Annotated in this window: 16 protein-coding genes and 1 pseudogene; 14 read left to right on the top strand and 3 right to left on the bottom strand. The window is 59.1% G+C overall.

What is annotated here, in order from left to right:
• Window positions 1-202 precede the first annotated feature (202 nt).
• The 4 genes from trxB (at window position 203) to infA (ending at window position 2,976) form a co-directional block, all read left to right on the top strand.
• Window positions 203-1,153 (top strand): thioredoxin-disulfide reductase, encoded by a 951-nt coding sequence (gene trxB, locus WA145_RS14900; protein ID WP_422582328.1) that lies wholly within the window; start codon window positions 203-205, stop codon window positions 1,151-1,153.
• A gap of 60 nt (window positions 1,154-1,213) precedes the next feature.
• A complete protein-coding gene (gene aat / locus WA145_RS14895) occupies window positions 1,214-1,894 on the top strand; it encodes a leucyl/phenylalanyl-tRNA--protein transferase (protein ID WP_422582327.1) in 681 nt (226 codons plus the stop codon).
• Window positions 1,895-1,949: 55 nt separating this feature from the next.
• Complete coding sequence (locus tag WA145_RS14890; RefSeq protein WP_422582326.1) at window positions 1,950-2,657, top strand: arginyltransferase; 708 nt, start codon at window positions 1,950-1,952, stop codon at window positions 2,655-2,657.
• Window positions 2,658-2,757: 100 nt separating this feature from the next.
• Window positions 2,758-2,976: a translation initiation factor IF-1 gene (gene infA, locus WA145_RS14885; protein ID WP_002553999.1), complete on the top strand. Its 219-nt coding sequence runs from the start codon at window positions 2,758-2,760 to the stop codon at window positions 2,974-2,976.
• Between the two features lie 98 nt (window positions 2,977-3,074).
• Here infA and clpA read toward each other — a convergent pair whose 3' ends face one another.
• On the bottom strand, window positions 3,075-5,345 hold the full coding sequence (gene clpA, locus WA145_RS14880; protein WP_422582325.1) for an ATP-dependent Clp protease ATP-binding subunit ClpA: 2,271 nt from the start codon (window positions 5,343-5,345) through the stop codon (window positions 3,075-3,077).
• Between the two features lie 29 nt (window positions 5,346-5,374).
• Complete coding sequence (clpS, locus tag WA145_RS14875) at window positions 5,375-5,737, bottom strand: ATP-dependent Clp protease adapter ClpS (RefSeq protein WP_422582324.1); 363 nt, start codon at window positions 5,735-5,737, stop codon at window positions 5,375-5,377.
• A 227-nt stretch (window positions 5,738-5,964) separates the two neighbouring features.
• Between clpS and cspD the strand changes: the two genes are divergently transcribed.
• The gene (gene cspD, locus WA145_RS14870) at window positions 5,965-6,228 is read left to right on the top strand and encodes a cold shock domain-containing protein CspD (protein ID WP_422582323.1); all 264 of its coding nucleotides are present in this window, start codon (window positions 5,965-5,967) and stop codon (window positions 6,226-6,228) included.
• A 152-nt stretch (window positions 6,229-6,380) separates the two neighbouring features.
• Here the strand turns inward: cspD and icd are convergent, their stop codons facing one another.
• A complete protein-coding gene (gene icd / locus WA145_RS14865) occupies window positions 6,381-7,637 on the bottom strand; it encodes an NADP-dependent isocitrate dehydrogenase (protein WP_422582322.1) in 1,257 nt (418 codons plus the stop codon).
• 323 nt (window positions 7,638-7,960) lie between these two features.
• Here icd and WA145_RS14860 point away from each other — a divergent pair, with 323 nt between their 5' ends.
• The 9 genes and pseudogenes from WA145_RS14860 (at window position 7,961) to WA145_RS14820 (ending at window position 15,637) form a co-directional block, all read left to right on the top strand.
• Window positions 7,961-8,401, top strand: coding sequence for an NUDIX hydrolase (locus WA145_RS14860; RefSeq protein WP_422582321.1), 441 nt, complete (start codon window positions 7,961-7,963; stop codon window positions 8,399-8,401).
• Window positions 8,402-8,461: 60 nt separating this feature from the next.
• A complete protein-coding gene (gene mnmA, locus WA145_RS14855; RefSeq protein ID WP_422582320.1) occupies window positions 8,462-9,580 on the top strand; it encodes a tRNA 2-thiouridine(34) synthase MnmA in 1,119 nt (372 codons plus the stop codon).
• On the top strand, window positions 9,577-10,197 hold the full coding sequence (hflD, locus tag WA145_RS14850) for a high frequency lysogenization protein HflD (RefSeq protein ID WP_422582319.1): 621 nt from the start codon (window positions 9,577-9,579) through the stop codon (window positions 10,195-10,197). Before mnmA ends, hflD begins: the two co-directional genes overlap by 4 nt.
• Window positions 10,198-10,199: 2 nt before the next feature.
• Window positions 10,200-11,061 (top strand): annotated as a pseudogene (locus WA145_RS14845) (DMT family transporter).
• 86 nt (window positions 11,062-11,147) lie between these two features.
• Window positions 11,148-12,518 carry an adenylosuccinate lyase gene (purB, locus tag WA145_RS14840; protein ID WP_422582318.1) on the top strand — a complete coding sequence of 457 codons (1,371 nt, stop codon included), beginning with the start codon at window positions 11,148-11,150 and terminating at the stop codon, window positions 12,516-12,518.
• 78 nt (window positions 12,519-12,596) lie between these two features.
• On the top strand, window positions 12,597-13,763 hold the full coding sequence (locus tag WA145_RS14835; protein ID WP_422582317.1) for a JmjC domain-containing protein: 1,167 nt from the start codon (window positions 12,597-12,599) through the stop codon (window positions 13,761-13,763).
• Window positions 13,756-14,181: a GNAT family N-acetyltransferase gene (locus WA145_RS14830; RefSeq protein WP_090253657.1), complete on the top strand. Its 426-nt coding sequence runs from the start codon at window positions 13,756-13,758 to the stop codon at window positions 14,179-14,181. Before WA145_RS14835 ends, WA145_RS14830 begins: the two co-directional genes overlap by 8 nt.
• Before the next feature lie 8 nt (window positions 14,182-14,189).
• Window positions 14,190-14,831 (top strand): histone acetyltransferase HPA2, encoded by a 642-nt coding sequence (locus tag WA145_RS14825; RefSeq protein WP_422582316.1) that lies wholly within the window; start codon window positions 14,190-14,192, stop codon window positions 14,829-14,831.
• Window positions 14,828-15,637 (top strand): secretin N-terminal domain-containing protein, encoded by an 810-nt coding sequence (locus WA145_RS14820; protein WP_422582315.1) that lies wholly within the window; start codon window positions 14,828-14,830, stop codon window positions 15,635-15,637. Before WA145_RS14825 ends, WA145_RS14820 begins: the two co-directional genes overlap by 4 nt.
• Window positions 15,638-16,098 lie beyond the last annotated feature (461 nt).

Here is a 16,098-nt window from a genome sequence, read left to right as displayed (position 1 = left end):
CGACTAATTGGTTAACGGCAAAATATGCAGTGATTGTACGGGTTTAGCCAAACGATACCAGACCGAGCTGTATGCATAAACAGCTGCGGCGGTTGACTCCCGCTCCTTGCCTGCTTCGGTGTAGCATATCCGCCAACATCTTCCGTGCGGCTCAATTGGAGCATGCATTCTCTTTTGTGACAAAGGCTTATGAGGTGTTTTTATGAGCGAAGTCAAGCATTCACGCTTGATCATCCTGGGCTCCGGCCCTGCCGGTTATAGCGCTGCCGTTTACGCTGCCCGCGCCAACCTCAAGCCCGTGATCATTACCGGCATCCAGCCTGGCGGTCAGCTGACCACCACCACCGAAGTGGACAACTGGCCCGGTGATGTTGAAGGCCTGACAGGGCCGGCGCTGATGGAGCGTATGCAAAAGCATGCCGAGCGCTTTGAAACCGAGATCGTCTACGACCATATCCATACCGCCGAGTTGCAGTCGCGCCCTTTCACCTTGAAAGGCGACAGCGGCACTTACACCTGTGATGCACTGATTATCGCCACGGGCGCATCGGCGCAATACCTGGGCTTGCCTTCGGAAGAAGCATTTTCCGGCAAGGGCGTATCGGCCTGCGCCACCTGTGACGGTTTCTTCTATCGCAATCAGGTGGTAGCGGTGATCGGCGGCGGTAACACTGCCGTTGAAGAGGCGCTGTACCTGTCGAATATCGCCAAGCAAGTACACCTGGTGCACCGCCGCGACAAGCTGCGTTCGGAGAAGATTCTTCAGGACAAGCTGTTCGACAAGGCGGCCAACGGCAACGTGGTGCTGCACTGGAACCATGCACTGGAAGAAGTGCTGGGCGACAACACTGGGGTTACCGGTGCGCGCCTGAAAGACACGCAGAGCGGTGTGAGCAAAGACCTGCCGCTGGCCGGCGTGTTTATCGCCATCGGCCATAAACCCAATACCGAGCTGTTCCACGGCCAGCTGGAAATGCGTGACGGCTACTTGCTGATCAAGGGTGGTAGTGAAGGCAATGCCACCGCCACCAGCATCGAAGGGGTATTTGCCGCTGGCGACGTGGCTGACCACGTTTACCGTCAGGCCATTACCTCCGCCGGTGCCGGCTGCATGGCCGCGCTGGATGTCGAGAAATTCCTCGACGACAATTGAGCCACCCAGGGCGGACGCACTGTCCGCCCTGCCCTCCTCTGTCCAATTCCGGCCCTGCCCATGCTGACGTGGCTGCAACGCGACTCACTGGATTTCCCACCGCTTAACAAAGCCCTGCGCGAGCCCAATGGCCTGTTGGCTGCTGGCGGCGACCTGCGCCCCGAGCGCTTGATCCAGGCGTATCGTCACGGCTGCTTCCCCTGGTTTCAGGATGGCCAGCCGATTCTCTGGTGGTCGCCGGACCCGCGCACCGTGCTGCTGCCGGACAAGCTGCATGTCTCGCGCAGCCTGGCCAAGGTGCTGCGCCAAGGCCGTTATCGAGTGACCTTTGATCAGGCCTTCACTGAGGTCATCCGCGCCTGCGCCGCACCACGCAGCTATGCGGCAGAAACCTGGATTACCAGCCCCATGCAGGACGCCTATGTGGAACTGCACAGGCGCGGTATTGCTCATTCGGTTGAGGTCTGGCGTGATGATGAACTGGTTGGTGGACTCTATGGTTTGGCCATGGGCCAGCTGTTCTTTGGTGAATCGATGTTCAGCCGCGCAGACAATGCCTCCAAGGTGGGCTTCGTCACCCTGATCGAACACTTGAGAGACTGGGGCTTTGTGCTGATCGACTGCCAGATGCAGACCGAACACCTGCTCAGCCTCGGCGCGCAGACGATTTCCCGGAGCGAGTTTGCCAACTATCTGAGCGCTCATCTTGATCAACCCAGCCAGGCCGACTGGGTCGCCTAGGCGAGTTTGCCAGCCTGGCTTACACTTGATTCAAGACCGATCCCGAGAGCCGATCATGACTGAGCTGGCCCGCCTGAAGTTTTACGCCACTCAACCGCACCCTTGCAGCTATCTGCCCGACGAGCAGGCCACCACCCTGTTCCTCGACCCCAGCCAGCCCATGGATGCGGTGGTTTATGCTGAGCTTTCGGAAATGGGCTTTCGTCGCAGCGGCGACCACCTCTATCGCCCACACTGCCAGCGCTGCACCGCCTGCGTTCCGGCGCGCATTCCTGCCGCGCAGTTCAGCCCAAATCGCCAGCAGCGGCGTATCTTCAAGCGTAATCAGGACATTCAGGTGCGCCTGGTGCGCCCGGCATTTACCGAGGAATATTACGCGCTGTACGCGCGCTACATTGAGCAGCGGCATGCCGATGGCGATATGTACCCACCCAACCGCGAGCAATTTTCAACCTTTCTGGTGCGTGATCTGGCCTTCTCGCGCTTCTATGAGTTCCGCCAGAACAACCGCCTGCTGGCCATTGCCGTGACCGATGTACTACCCAATGGGCTCTCCGCGGTCTACACCTTTTATGAGCCGAGCGAGGAACGGCGCAGCCTCGGGCGCTTTGCCATCCTCTGGCAAATTGCCGAAGCGGCGCGTCTCGGGCTGCATGCGGTCTATCTGGGTTACTGGATCAAGAACTGCCGCAAGATGAATTACAAGACCCAGTACCGGCCAATAGAGCTGTTCGTCAACCAACGCTGGGTCAGTCTTAACTGAAGCCCTTGGCGCAAACCCCAAATTTCGGGCACAATGCACGCCGCTTTTGCCTGGCGCCAGTTGCACCGGGCCATTCATTGGATACCGAGGGCTTTACTGCATGTCGAAAGAAGACAGCTTCGAAATGGAAGGCACTGTCGTCGACACCCTGCCCAACACCATGTTTCGTGTGGAGTTGGAAAATGGGCACGTCGTTACTGCGCACATCTCCGGAAAGATGCGCAAAAATTACATCCGCATTTTGACTGGCGACAAAGTTCGCGTTGAACTTACGCCTTATGACTTGAGCAAGGGCCGCATTACTTACCGCGCCCGTTAACAGGCCAGCTAAGTTCAGCTTCCTGGCATCTGTTACACCAAGCTCCAGTAAAAACGCCCGGCATTGCCGGGCGTTTTTGTGTGCGCAAGAAACTACGCTTAAGCCATTTCTGCCGTGGTTTCGAAATCGAAGGTCAATTCACCGCCTTCGATATCGATATGCACCACACCGCCATGCTCAGCCAGCTCACCAAACAGAATCTCTTCCGCCAGCGGCCGCTTGATCTTGTCCTGGATCAGGCGCGCCATCGGTCGAGCGCCCATCTGCACGTCGTAACCGCTCTCGGCCAACCAGCTACGCGCCGCATCGCTGACTTCCAGCGTGACGCGCTTGTCCTCAAGCTGCGCCTGCAGTTCGGTAAGAAACTTGTCGACGATGCTCTTGATCACTTCGTGGCTCAGGCGGCCGAACTGGATAATAGTATCCAGGCGGTTGCGGAACTCCGGGGTGAAGCTCTTCTTGATCACTTCCATGGCATCAGACGAGTGGTCCTGATGGGTGAAGCCGATGGAGGCCCGCGCCGCTGTTTCCGCGCCAGCGTTGGTGGTCATGATCACGATCACGTTACGGAAGTCCGCCTTGCGGCCGTTGTTATCGGTCAGGGTGCCGTGATCCATCACCTGCAGCAGCAGGTTGAAGACTTCCGGATGGGCCTTCTCGATCTCATCGAGCAGCAACACGCAATGTGGCGTTTTAGTGATCGCCTCGGTTAGCAGCCCACCCTGATCGAAGCCGACATAGCCAGGCGGCGCGCCGATCAGGCGCGATACGGTGTGACGCTCCATATACTCGGACATGTCGAAGCGAATCAGCTCAACCCCCAGAGCCTTGGCCAGCTGACGAGCGGCTTCGGTTTTACCCACCCCGGTAGGGCCGGCAAACAGGAAGGAGCCGACCGGCTTGTCAGGCGCCTTGAGCCCGGCACGCGACAGCTTGATTGCGGTCGACAGTGAGTCAATCGCTGCGTCCTGACCAAATACGGTCAGCTTCAGGTCGCGCTCGAGGTTGCGCAGCAGCTCTTTATCCGAACTGCTGACATGCTTCGGCGGAATACGGGCAATTTTCGCCACGATATCTTCGACCTGCGCCACGTCGATACGCGTCAGGCGTTTTTCCAAAGGCTGCAAGCGCTGATAGGCACCGGCCTCATCGATTACATCGATGGCCTTGTCCGGCATATGCCGGTCATTGATATAACGCGAGGCCAGCTCGGCTGCAGCGCGCAGGGCTTCATCACTGTATTCGATGCTGTGGTGCTGCTCGAAGCGGCCTTTCAGGCCACGCAGGATGCCGATGGTGTCTTCCACTGAGGGCTCGACCACATCGACTTTCTGGAAGCGCCGCGCCAGGGCGCGGTCTTTCTCGAAGATGCCGCGAAATTCCTGGAAGGTGGTCGAACCAATGCAGCGAATCTCACCCGAAGACAGCATGGGCTTGAGCAGGTTGGAGGCATCCATCACCCCGCCCGATGCCGCACCGGCACCGATAATGGTGTGGATTTCATCGATAAACAGAATGGCGTGTGGACGTTTGCGCAGCTCATTGAGCAGCGCTTTCAGGCGCTTCTCGAAATCACCGCGGTATTTGGTGCCGGCCAGCAATGCGCCGAGATCCAGCGAGTAGACCACGCTGTCGGCCAACAGATCAGGCACCTGGTTATCGACAATACGCTTAGCCAGGCCCTCGGCAATAGCGGTTTTACCGACACCCGCCTCACCCACCAATAGCGGATTGTTCTTACGCCGACGCGCGAGAATCTGCGCCACGCGCTCGACTTCAGACTCACGCCCGACCAACGGATCAATGCGGCCCTGGCGAGCCAGTTCGTTGAGGTTGCTGGCATACGCGTCCAGCGGATTGCTGGAGCTGGCAGACTCGCCGCCCTCGTCGTCCTGCATTTCCTGTTCGGTTTCCGAATGACCACCATGGCCCGGCACCTTGGAGATGCCATGGGCAATAAAGTTGACCACATCGATACGCGCGACGCTCTGCTGCTTGAGCAAAAACACCGCTTGGCTTTCCTGCTCGCTGAAAATCGCCACCAGCACATTGGCGCCGGTAACTTCACGCTTGCCGGAACTTTGTACATGGAAAACCGCACGCTGCAGAACGCGCTGAAAACCCAGGGTAGGCTGCGTTTCACGTTCTTCATCGTGTTGAGGGATCAGCGGCGTGGTGGAGTCGATAAACTCCTGCAGATCATGCCGCAGCTTGTCCAGATTGGCCCCGCACGCACGCAGTACGCTGGCGGCAGCCTCGTTATCCAGGAGGGCCAGCAACAAATGCTCAACCGTCATAAATTCATGACGCTTGGTACGTGCCTCCTTGAAAGCCAGATTGAGGGTGACTTCGAGCTCTCGATTTAACATAGCTTCACCTCATGCCCAAGTGGCCGGCGTTAACCGTCCTTCTCTATTTCACAGAGTAGCGGATGCTGGCTCTCTCTCGCATATTGATTCACCTGTGTCGCTTTGGTTTCAGCAATATCGCGGGTAAACACTCCACACACTGCCCGCCCCTCTGTATGGACGGTCAGCATGACTTTGGTCGCCAACTCTCGGTTCAGGTTGAAAAACACCTCGAGAATCTCGACCACGAAATCCATGGGCGTGTAGTCGTCATTAAACAAAATCACTTTATACATAGGCGGCGCCTGCAGGGCGGGCTTGGATTCCTGAACGGCTAAGCCGAAGGAATCGTCCTCATGCCCGGCGGGGCGATCCTGATTGAATGTTAGTCGAATCTGGCTACGTGCATGCATGCTGAATAGCTTCGTTGATGGGCGAATAGTCTGTGCTAGACAGAGTTTGAACGGCTTCTCAGCCAGTTACAGCATTGCCTTGACTATCGGCAAAACGGTGTTACAAACAATGAATACCCAGCGCGGGTATTAGGGGTTTCACAGCTTTGCCGACTCACGTCAAGCACAGCGTGGAATTGAAGTGGATGATACTCCAGTGATGGAGTCCTTTGCAGAGGGATATCAGCATGGTTAGCGGTAAGGTCAAGTGGTTCAACAACGCCAAAGGCTATGGGTTCATCCTGGCCGATGGTCGAGATGAGGACCTGTTCGCCCACTACTCGGCTATCCAGATGGACGGCTATAAAACGCTGAAGGCTGGCCAGCCGGTAAGCTTCGATATTATTCAAGGTCCAAAAGGACTCCACGCCGTCAACATCAGTGCGGCGACTGCCGTCAGTGAAGCGCCCGCCGCAGCTAAGCAACACCAGGGCTCAACGGCTGAAGTCTGATTAGAGTCACCTGGGCAGTTAATCGCCCACAAAAAAGGCCGGTCATATGACCGGCCTTTCTTTATGGTCTGCCATCCATGGCGACCACCCTAAGGGCCGTCGCTCGCGCGACGTTAAAAATTGCTCCCTGCAGTTTTTTATTGCGGTTTCGCTTACATGTGCGAAATCAGTGCATCGCCGAATGCCGAGCAGGACAGCAGCTTGGCACCGTCCATCAGGCGCTCGAAGTCATAGGTCACGGTCTTGGCCGAGATAGCGCCGTTGGTGCCTTTGATGATCAGGTCGGCCGCTTCGGTCCAGCCCATGTGGCGCAGCATCATTTCGGCGGACAGGATCAGCGAACCCGGGTTCACTTGATCCTTGCCCGCGTACTTCGGTGCCGTACCGTGGGTGGCTTCAAACATGGCAACGGTGTCGGACAGGTTGGCACCTGGGGCGATACCGATACCACCTACTTCAGCCGCCAGGGCATCGGACAGGTAGTCGCCATTGAGGTTGAGGGTGGCGATTACATCGTACTCGGCCGGACGCAGCAGGATCTGCTGCAGCATGGCGTCGGCGATGGCGTCTTTAACGATGACGTTCTTGCCAGTGCGCGGGTTCTTGAACTGCATCCAAGGGCCGCCATCGAGCAGGGTTGCGCCGAACTCTTCAGCCGCAATTTCGTAGGCCCACTCTTTGAAGGCACCTTCGGTGAACTTCATGATGTTGCCTTTGTGCACGATGGTCAGCGAGTCGCGGTCATTATCGACGACGTACTGCAGGGCCTTGCGCGCCAGACGACGGGTACCTTCTTTGGAGACCGGCTTGACGCCGATACCGCAGTCTTGGTCGAAGCGAATCTTGGTTACGCCCATTTCCTCTTTGAGGAACTTGATGACCTTGTTCGCCTCAGGCGAACCGGCTTTCCACTCGATGCCAGCGTAGATGTCTTCCGAGTTTTCGCGGAAGATGGTCATGTCAACATCGCCTGGTTTCTTCACCGGGCTTGGCACGCCTTCGAACCAACGCACTGGGCGCAGGCAGACGTACAGGTCGAGCTGCTGACGCAGAGCAACGTTCAAGGAACGGATACCACCACCGACTGGCGTGGTCAGCGGGCCTTTGATGGAAACGACGTAATCTTTGACCGCATCCAGGGTTTCCTGAGGCAGCCAGGTGTCCTGATCGTAAACCTGAGTGGCTTTTTCGCCTGCGTACACTTCCATCCAGGAGATCTTGCGCTCGCCGCCGTAGGCTTTCTGCACGGCAGCATCAACAACTTTGATCATTACTGGGCTGATGTCGACACCGATACCATCACCTTCGATAAAAGGAATGATCGGGTTATTCGGGACGTTCAGGGATGTATCGGCATTAACGGTGATTTTGTCACCGGTGGCAGGCACCTGGATCTTTTGGTATCCCATGCTGGACTCCGTTGTTTTCGTGGTCTGGCATTCAGCCGTGCAGATGGCACGCTGAATAGATCTTTTTGGGTCTCGGAAAGGCGAACTATTTTTGTAGTTTTTCTACAGAAAGTCACGCACTTTATCCACTAGAAACATTGCCCATGCGCGTTCTTGCGGGTATCTAGCTAACAACCAGCAACAACTTGTAGTCAAACTACAAGCTCACTACACAGCGTTCGTGCAGGACGATTTCATCCTAGCAGCTCACTGGTTAATTGCTCCGACTATCACTGCCGCAGATGGCTGCAGCTACGATCACGCGCCTGCTCAAGGAGTTCCGTATGCGCTTTACCCCACACGTTACAGTTGCCACCGTCATTGAAGACCAAGGGCGGTTTCTGCTGGTTGAGGAAATGGCCGATAACCGTGCCGTATTTAATCAGCCTGCGGGCCACTTGGAAGCCGACGAAAGTCTGATACAGGCCGCCCTGCGCGAAACCCTCGAAGAAACCGGCTGGGATGTCGAACTGACTGGCGTCACCGGTATTTACCTGTACACCGCGCCAAGCAACGGCATCACCTACCAGCGCGTATGCTTTGCCGCCAAAGCATTGCAACAGCGACCCAATCACCCGCTGGATGCCGGCATTATCGGCCCGCGCTGGCTGAGCCGTGACGAACTGGTTGCGCAACCCGAGCGTTGGCGCAGCGCATTGGTGCTGCGCTGTATCGACGACTACCTAAGCGGCCAGTGTTTTCCCCTGAGCCTGATCCGCGATTAACGGCCACACCTCTGCGCCTGCTAGAATCGCGCTCTTTTTAAGCCCGTGCCCAGTATCCCCATGTCAGATCCAACTACTCAGCGCGTAATCGTCGGCATGTCCGGCGGCGTCGACTCCTCCGTTTCCGCCCTGCTGCTGCTTGAACAGGGTTATCAGGTCGAAGGCCTGTTTATGAAAAACTGGGACGAAGACGATGGCACCGAATACTGCACCGCCATGGATGACCTGGCCGATGCGCAGGCCGTGTGCGACAAGATTGGCATCAAACTGCACACCGCCAACTTTGCCGCCGAATACTGGGACAATGTGTTCGAGCACTTCCTCGCCGAATACAAGGCCGGCCGCACGCCGAACCCGGACATCCTGTGTAACCGCGAGATCAAGTTCAAAGCCTTCCTCGACTACGCCCTGATGCTCGGCGCCGACCTGATTGCTACCGGCCACTACGTGCGCCGCCGTGATATCGACGGGCGCACCGAGCTGCTCAAGGGCCTCGATCCGAACAAGGACCAGAGCTACTTCCTGCATGCCGTTGGTGGCGAGCAGATCGCCAAGACCCTGTTCCCGGTCGGTGAACTGGAAAAACCAGCGGTGCGCGCAATTGCCGAGAAATACGCACTGGCCACGGCGAAGAAGAAGGACTCCACCGGCATCTGCTTTATCGGCGAGCGGCGTTTCAGTGATTTCCTCAAGCAGTACTTGCCGGCGCAGCCGGGCACTATCGAAACGACTGAAGGCGAGGTCATCGGCCGCCATCACGGCCTGATGTACCACACCATTGGCCAGCGTCAGGGCTTGGGCATTGGTGGTTTGAAAGACGCCAGCGACGAGCCCTGGTATGTCCTGCACAAGGACCTGACGCGCAATGTGCTGGTGGTTGGCCAGGGCAATGAACACCCCTGGTTGTTCAGCAGCGCCCTGCTCGCCTCGGAGATTTACTGGGTCAACCCGCTTGATCTGAGCACGCCGCGCGAGCTGACCGCCAAGGTGCGTTATCGCCAGAGCGATCAAGCCTGCACGCTGGAGAAAACCGCCAGCGGCTACCGCGCCATATTCAACGAGCCACAGCGCGCCGTGACGCCAGGCCAGTCCGTGGTGTTCTACGACGGTGAAATTTGCCTGGGTGGCGGCGTGATTGAAACAGCCGAGCCCTGGACTGCACGGGAGCAACAGGCGTGAACCCAATCCGCGAACAACTGATCGCCCTCGGTGCGGTATTCGAATCGGCGACACTGGTCGACAAACTGGCGCGTACCGGCCAGATCGGTGAGCCGGCCGTGGCCTGCATGATCAACAGCCTGCTGGTACGCGACCCGAAGGACACCCTGGACGTTTACGGCGGCGATGACCTCAACCTGCGTGACGGCTATCGTTCACTGGTCAGCGCCCTAGAGCGTGACCCGGCCAGCCTGCAGCGTGATCCACTGCGTTACGCACTGGCCCTGCTGTCGTTGGAGCGCCAGCTGGATAAGCGTAGCGACATGCTGCAAGTCATGGGCAGCCGCCTCGACCAGGTGCAGCAACAGGTCGAACACTTCGGTCCGACCCATGAAAACGTCATCGCCAACTGCGCCAGCCTTTATCAGGACACCATCAGCACCTTCCGCCAGCGCATTCAGGTGCAAGGCGATATGCGCCACCTACAACAGACCAACAATGCCGCGAAAATCCGTGCACTGCTGCTCGCTGGTATTCGCTCTGCGCGCCTGTGGCGCCAACTGGGCGGCCATCGCTGGCAGATGGTGTTCAGCCGCAGCAAGCTGCTCAAGGAACTCTACCCGCTGCTGCGCGCGTGAACATGGGCACCCGCTCGGTCAAACCCATTCAGGGTGCCGCACTGCTTACGCTGTCGGCATTGCTGTTTTCCCTGATGGGTGTGGGCATCCGCGAAGTCTCGGTCAGCGTCAACAACGAGTCCGTGGTGTTCTTGCGCAACCTGGTAGGCGTGTTGTTCTTTCTGCCGCTGATTCTGTTCAAAGGCCTGCGACCGCTCAGAACCACACGGCTGAAATCGCACCTGTGGCGCACCACCTATGGCCTGGCAGCGATGTACTGCTTCTTTTACGCCATTGCCCACCTGCCGCTGGCCGACAGCCATGCTGTTCACCTACTCCGCGCCGCTGTTTACCCCGTTGATTGCCTGGTGGTGGCTTAAAGAGCCGCTGAGCAAGCGCATGCTGCTGACCACCGTGGTTGGCCTGATGGGCGTGCTGCTGGTGGCCAAGCCCTCTGCCGCCCTGCTCGACAGCCACGCACTGATCGGCCTGGCCGCCAGCGTAATGGCCGCCTTTGCCTTCGTGTCGATCCGCGAGATGAGCGACACCGAGCCTGCGTATCGCATCGTGTTCTATTTTTCCCTGTTCAGCGCCCTGATCTCGGCCATTCCATTGACCTGGGCCTGGCAGCCGATAACTGAGCACAACCTCTGGCTGCTGCTGGCAATCAGCCTATTGGCCACCGCCAGCCAGATCGTCATGTCCAAAGCCTACAGCCTGGCGTCGCCTGGGCTGATCGGACCCTTTGCCTATCTGGCGATTGTGTTTGCCGGACTGATTGCCTGGTTGCGCTGGGGTGAAACTCCGGATTTGTCATCGCTGATCGGTGCGGCGCTGATTTTCAGTGCCAGCTTGCTGTCGATTGCACGAAGCAATCGCGGCTGAATGGTCGCAGCCAATCGCAAATCAGCTGCCGATTTCATGTATGATATGCGCCCTTTTCAATGCCCGATTGTCCGAGAACGCCTCCCATGCAGCTTTCCTCGCTCACCGCGGTTTCCCCCGTTGATGGCCGCTATGCCGGCAAAACCAGCGCCCTGCGCCCGATTTTCAGCGAATACGGCCTGATCCGTTTCCGCGTCCTGGTTGAGGTGCGCTGGTTGCAGCGCCTGGCCGCCCACGAAGGTGTTGCCGAAGTCGCGCCCTTCTCCGCCGAAGCCAACGCCGTGCTCAATCAGCTGGCCGACAACTTCGCCGTCGAGCACGCCGAGCGCGTCAAGGAAATCGAGCGCACCACTAACCACGACGTAAAAGCCGTGGAATATCTGCTCAAGGAACAGGCCGCCAAGCTGCCTGAGTTGGATAAGGTCAGCGAATTTATCCACTTCGCCTGCACCAGCGAAGACATCAACAACCTGTCCCACGCACTGATGCTGCGTGAAGGCCGCGACACCGTGCTGCTGCCGCTGATGCGTCAGACGGCCGAAGCCATTCGCGAGCTGGCGATCAAATTCGCCGACGTGCCGATGCTCTCGCGCACCCACGGTCAGCCGGCGTCGCCGACCACCCTGGGCAAGGAATTGGCCAACGTGGTCTACCGCCTGGAGCGGCAGATCGCTCAGGTTGCCGCCGTGCCGCTGCTGGGCAAGATCAACGGCGCCGTGGGCAACTACAACGCCCACCTCTCGGCCTACCCGCAGATCGACTGGGAGGCCAACGCCAAGCAGTTCATCGAAGGTGACCTGGGCCTGCAGTTCAACCCTTACACCACGCAGATCGAGCCGCACGACTACATCGCTGAGCTGTTCGACGCGATCGCCCGCTTCAACACCATCCTGATCGACTTCGACCGCGATATCTGGGGCTACATCTCCCTGGGTTATTTCAAGCAGCGCACCATTGCCGGCGAAATCGGTTCCTCGACCATGCCGCACAAAGTCAACCCGATCGACTTCGAAAACTCCGAGGGCAACTTAGGCATTGCCAACGCGCTGTTCCAGCACCTGGCCAGCAAACTGCCGATCTCGCGCTGGCAGCGCGACCTGACCGACTCCACCGTGCTGCGCAATCTCGGTGTCGGCTTCGCCCACAGCGTCATCGCTTACGAAGCCAGCCTCAATGGCATCGGCAAGCTGGAGCTGAACGAAGCGCGTATCGCTGCCGACCTGGACGCCTGCTGGGAAGTGTTGGCGGAGCCGATCCAGACCGTGATGCGCCGCTACGCCATCGAGAACCCCTACGAGAAGCTTAAGGAACTGACCCGCGGCAAGGGCATCAGCCCCGAAGCGCTGCAGACCTTTATCGATGGCCTGGATATGCCAGCAGAGGCCAAGGCCGAGCTGAAATGCCTGACCCCGGCCAGCTACATCGGCAACGCGGTCGCTCAGGCCAAGCGCATCTAAGCGGCAACAGCCTCCCAGACGCCCGGCTGCGCCGGGCGTTTTTATTTATGGGTATTTACTGACTTCAAGGGCTTAGCGATGAATCCTGATACTCCGCTACAACTGCTGGGCGGCCTTACTGCTCGTGAGTTCATGCGTGACTACTGGCAGAAGAAACCCCTGCTGGTACGCCAGGCCATCCCTGGCTTCGAGAGCCCGATCTCCCCGGACGAGCTGGCCGGTCTGGCGCTGGAAGAAGAAATCGAGTCGCGCCTGGTTATTGAGCATGGCGCACATCCTTGGGAGCTGCGCCGTGGCCCGTTTGCCGAAGACGCCTTTAGCGAGCTGCCCGAGCGCGATTGGACCCTGCTGGTACAAGCGGTCGATCAGTTCGTCCCGGAAGTGGCCGAACTGCTGGAAGCGTTCAAGTTTCTGCCCAAGTGGCGCATCGATGACGTGATGGTCAGCTTCGCCGTGCCGGGTGGCGGCGTGGGCCCGCATTACGACAACTACGATGTGTTTCTGCTGCAGGGTTACGGCAAGCGCCGCTGGCAGATCGGCCAGCAGTGCAATACCGATAGCCCGACGCTGCAACACGCGGATCTGAAGATCCTCGCTGAATTCGTTAAAACTGAAGAATGGGTGCTGGAGCCCGGCGATATGCTCTATCTGCCGCCGCTTCTGGCCCACTGTGGTACCGCTGAGGATGACTGTATGACGTATTCCGTAGGCTTCCGTGCGCCAAGCGCTGCTGAGGTCCTGACCCATTTCACCGACTTTCTCGGCCAGTTCCTGCCTGACGAAGAGCGCTACAGCGACGCAGGCGCCGAGCCGACCAGCGACCCGACGCAGATCCAGCGCGACGCCCTGGACCGCCTCAAGGCCCTGCTCAGCGAACACATGAGCGATGAGCGCCTGCTGATGACCTGGTTCGGCCAGTTTATGACCGAACCCAAGTATCCGGAGCTGATTGCCGGCATCGAGATCGACGAAGAAGGCTTCCTTGCGAGCCTGGAAAATGGCGCGATCCTGATCCGCAACCCCAGCGCGCGCATGGCCTGGTCGGAAGTCGGCGACGACCTGGTGCTGTTCGCCAGCGGCCAGAGCCGCCTGCTTTCGGCCAGCCTGCGTGAGCTGCTGAAACTGGTGTGCGCGGCCGACGCCCTGCATATCGACAACCTCGGCACGTGGCTCGCCGATGACGAAGGGCGTAACCTGTTGGTGGAGCTGGTCAAACAAGGCAGCCTGGAGTTTGCTGATGAGTGAGATACAGGTTCGGCTGGCCGACTGGCAGAAGGACAACGCTGACCTGCGGCGCATTCGCGAAACCGTGTTTATCGCGGAACAAGCGGTGCCGCCAGAGCTCGAATGGGATGCGGAAGACGCCGACGCCGTGCATTTTCTCGCCCTGGAAGGCGACTACCCGATCGGCACCGCCCGGCTGTTGCCCGACGGCCATATCGGCCGGGTGTCGGTGCTCAAGGACTGGCGCGGTCTGAACGTGGGCGTGGCGCTGATCCAGGCGGTGATCGCCGAAGCGGAAAAACGCGGCCTGACGCAACAAATGCTTAGCGCCCAGGTGCACGCCACTGCCTTCTATGAAAAGCTCGGGTTTGCCATCGTCAGCGGGGAGTACCTGGACGCCGGCATCCCCCACGTGGACATGGTGCGTCATAGCGCCTAGAGGCCGAAATGAACGACGAAAACGCCCCGAGTGACCCTACCGAGCCGCTGGAGCCCCTAGAGCTTCCCGCCATCGAGTTTCAGTCACCGGGGCGTTTTGCTGTGCACAACCCCGGCAGCCCCAGACCGGATAGCCCGCGCGCCGAGCCGGCGCCGTTTATCCTCGGCGCGCATACCACGCTGGAACGTTTCAGCCAGCCCGAACAGGCCCGCGCCCACGCCCTGGCCCTGCTGCAACAAGCGCAGCGCAGCCTGTGCATCTACAGTCACGACCTGGAGCCCTGGCTCTATCACCACAGCAGCGTGCAAGACGCCTGCAGCCGTTTTCTCCTGACCAGCCCGCGCAATCAACTGCGCATTCTGCTGCGCGATCCCAGCCGTGCAGTCAAGGAAGGCCACCGCCTGCTCAGCCTTGCGCGCCGGCTGTCCTCCAACCTGCAGATCCGCAAGCTGCACCCGGACTACCCTAGTGAAGAGCTGGCGTTCCTCTTGGCCGATGATCGCGGCGTGCTGCTCTTACCAGAAATTGGCCAGACCAGCGGCTATGCCCTGTACCAAGACCCCGGGCGCAATCGCCAGCGCCGCGCCCAGTTCGACCAAGCCTGGGATACCAGCATCACCGACGCTGATTTACGGAGTTTTCTGCTATGAAGGTTCGTGCCCTGCTCACCGCCGCGCTGCTGAGTTGCAGCCTATCGCTTAGCGCCGCTACCGAAGTGATCCCGCTGAATTTCCGCACGGCTGATGAAGTGCTCAGCGTGGTGCAATCGGTGCTCGGCCATGAGGGCAAGGTCAACGCCTATGGCAACCAGCTGATCGTCAATGCCGAGCCGGCGAAGATTGCCGAGGTGCGCACCCTGCTGCAGCAACTCGACACCGAACCCCGGCGCCTGCTGATCAGCGTCGACACCAATGAGTCGGGCTTTCAGTCGGATCGCGGCTACCGCGCCGACGGTACGATCAGCGGGGGCGATGCCGAGGTGCAGATCGGCCAGGGCGAAATCAATGGCCGCGATCAGGTGCGCATCATCCGCCGCAGCACCGACAGCCGCAGCGGCGGTACTCAGCAAGTACAGGCCACGGAGGGGTATCCGGCGCTGATTCAGGTCGGCCAAAGCGTGCCGCTGACCACGCGTGGGCATGATGCCTACGGCCAGCCCTACAGCAACACCCAGTACCGCAACGTCACCCGCGGTTTCTACGTCACCGCCAGCCTTAGTGGCGAGCGGGTGCATATCAACATCAGCAGCAACCGTGACCGCCTCAGCCAGTCGCAACCCGGCGCCATCGATGTGCAAAGCACCGATACGCGGGTCAGCGGGCGGCTGGGTGAGTGGATCAGCATTGGCGGCGTCAGTGAGCAAAGCCAGGGTGAGCACGGCGACTTTATGCAACACCGCTCGACCCAGGGCCGCGAAGACATGAGCATGCGCGTCAAAGTCGACGTGGTGAACTAAACCCCGCCGCCCTCCGCACTGGGCCGATCCTGGCCCAGTGCCGATAACCACTCATCGGCTGATCTTCGCCGCCGCCGCAAAACAAATACCTCGCAGCCATTGCCCAACCCCGCAAACCGCCGGATAGAGCGGTAACAGCTGACTTGTCGGTCGCTTTCGGATTTATGTAGTAGTCATGCAAAAAGCACTACAAAATAATTGACGAACCCTTTTGGCAGAGGCATGATGACCTCGCTCCCGCTAATCAGAGGTGCTGAAAGGCCCTCCGAATCGCGCTCCAACTTACCGTCAGAGCCGATTTGCGTTGTAAAGCCCACAAGGCCGTTCGATGAGATTGCGACTGGAACGAAGTTGTCCTGAGGGACGGGGAAGCGTTTAGCAACAGCGCGCAGCACGCACAGCAGGTTGAGTCGTCCAACGGCATCTTTGCCGGTAAACGCCAAATGACCCAGTCATTTGCA

The sequence above is a fragment of the Pseudomonas sp. genome (assembly GCF_049301935.1).
Taxonomy (GTDB): domain Bacteria; phylum Pseudomonadota; class Gammaproteobacteria; order Pseudomonadales; family Pseudomonadaceae; genus Aquipseudomonas.
Note: the sequence above shows the minus strand (reverse complement) of the source record. Positions and strands in the feature narration are given on the sequence as shown.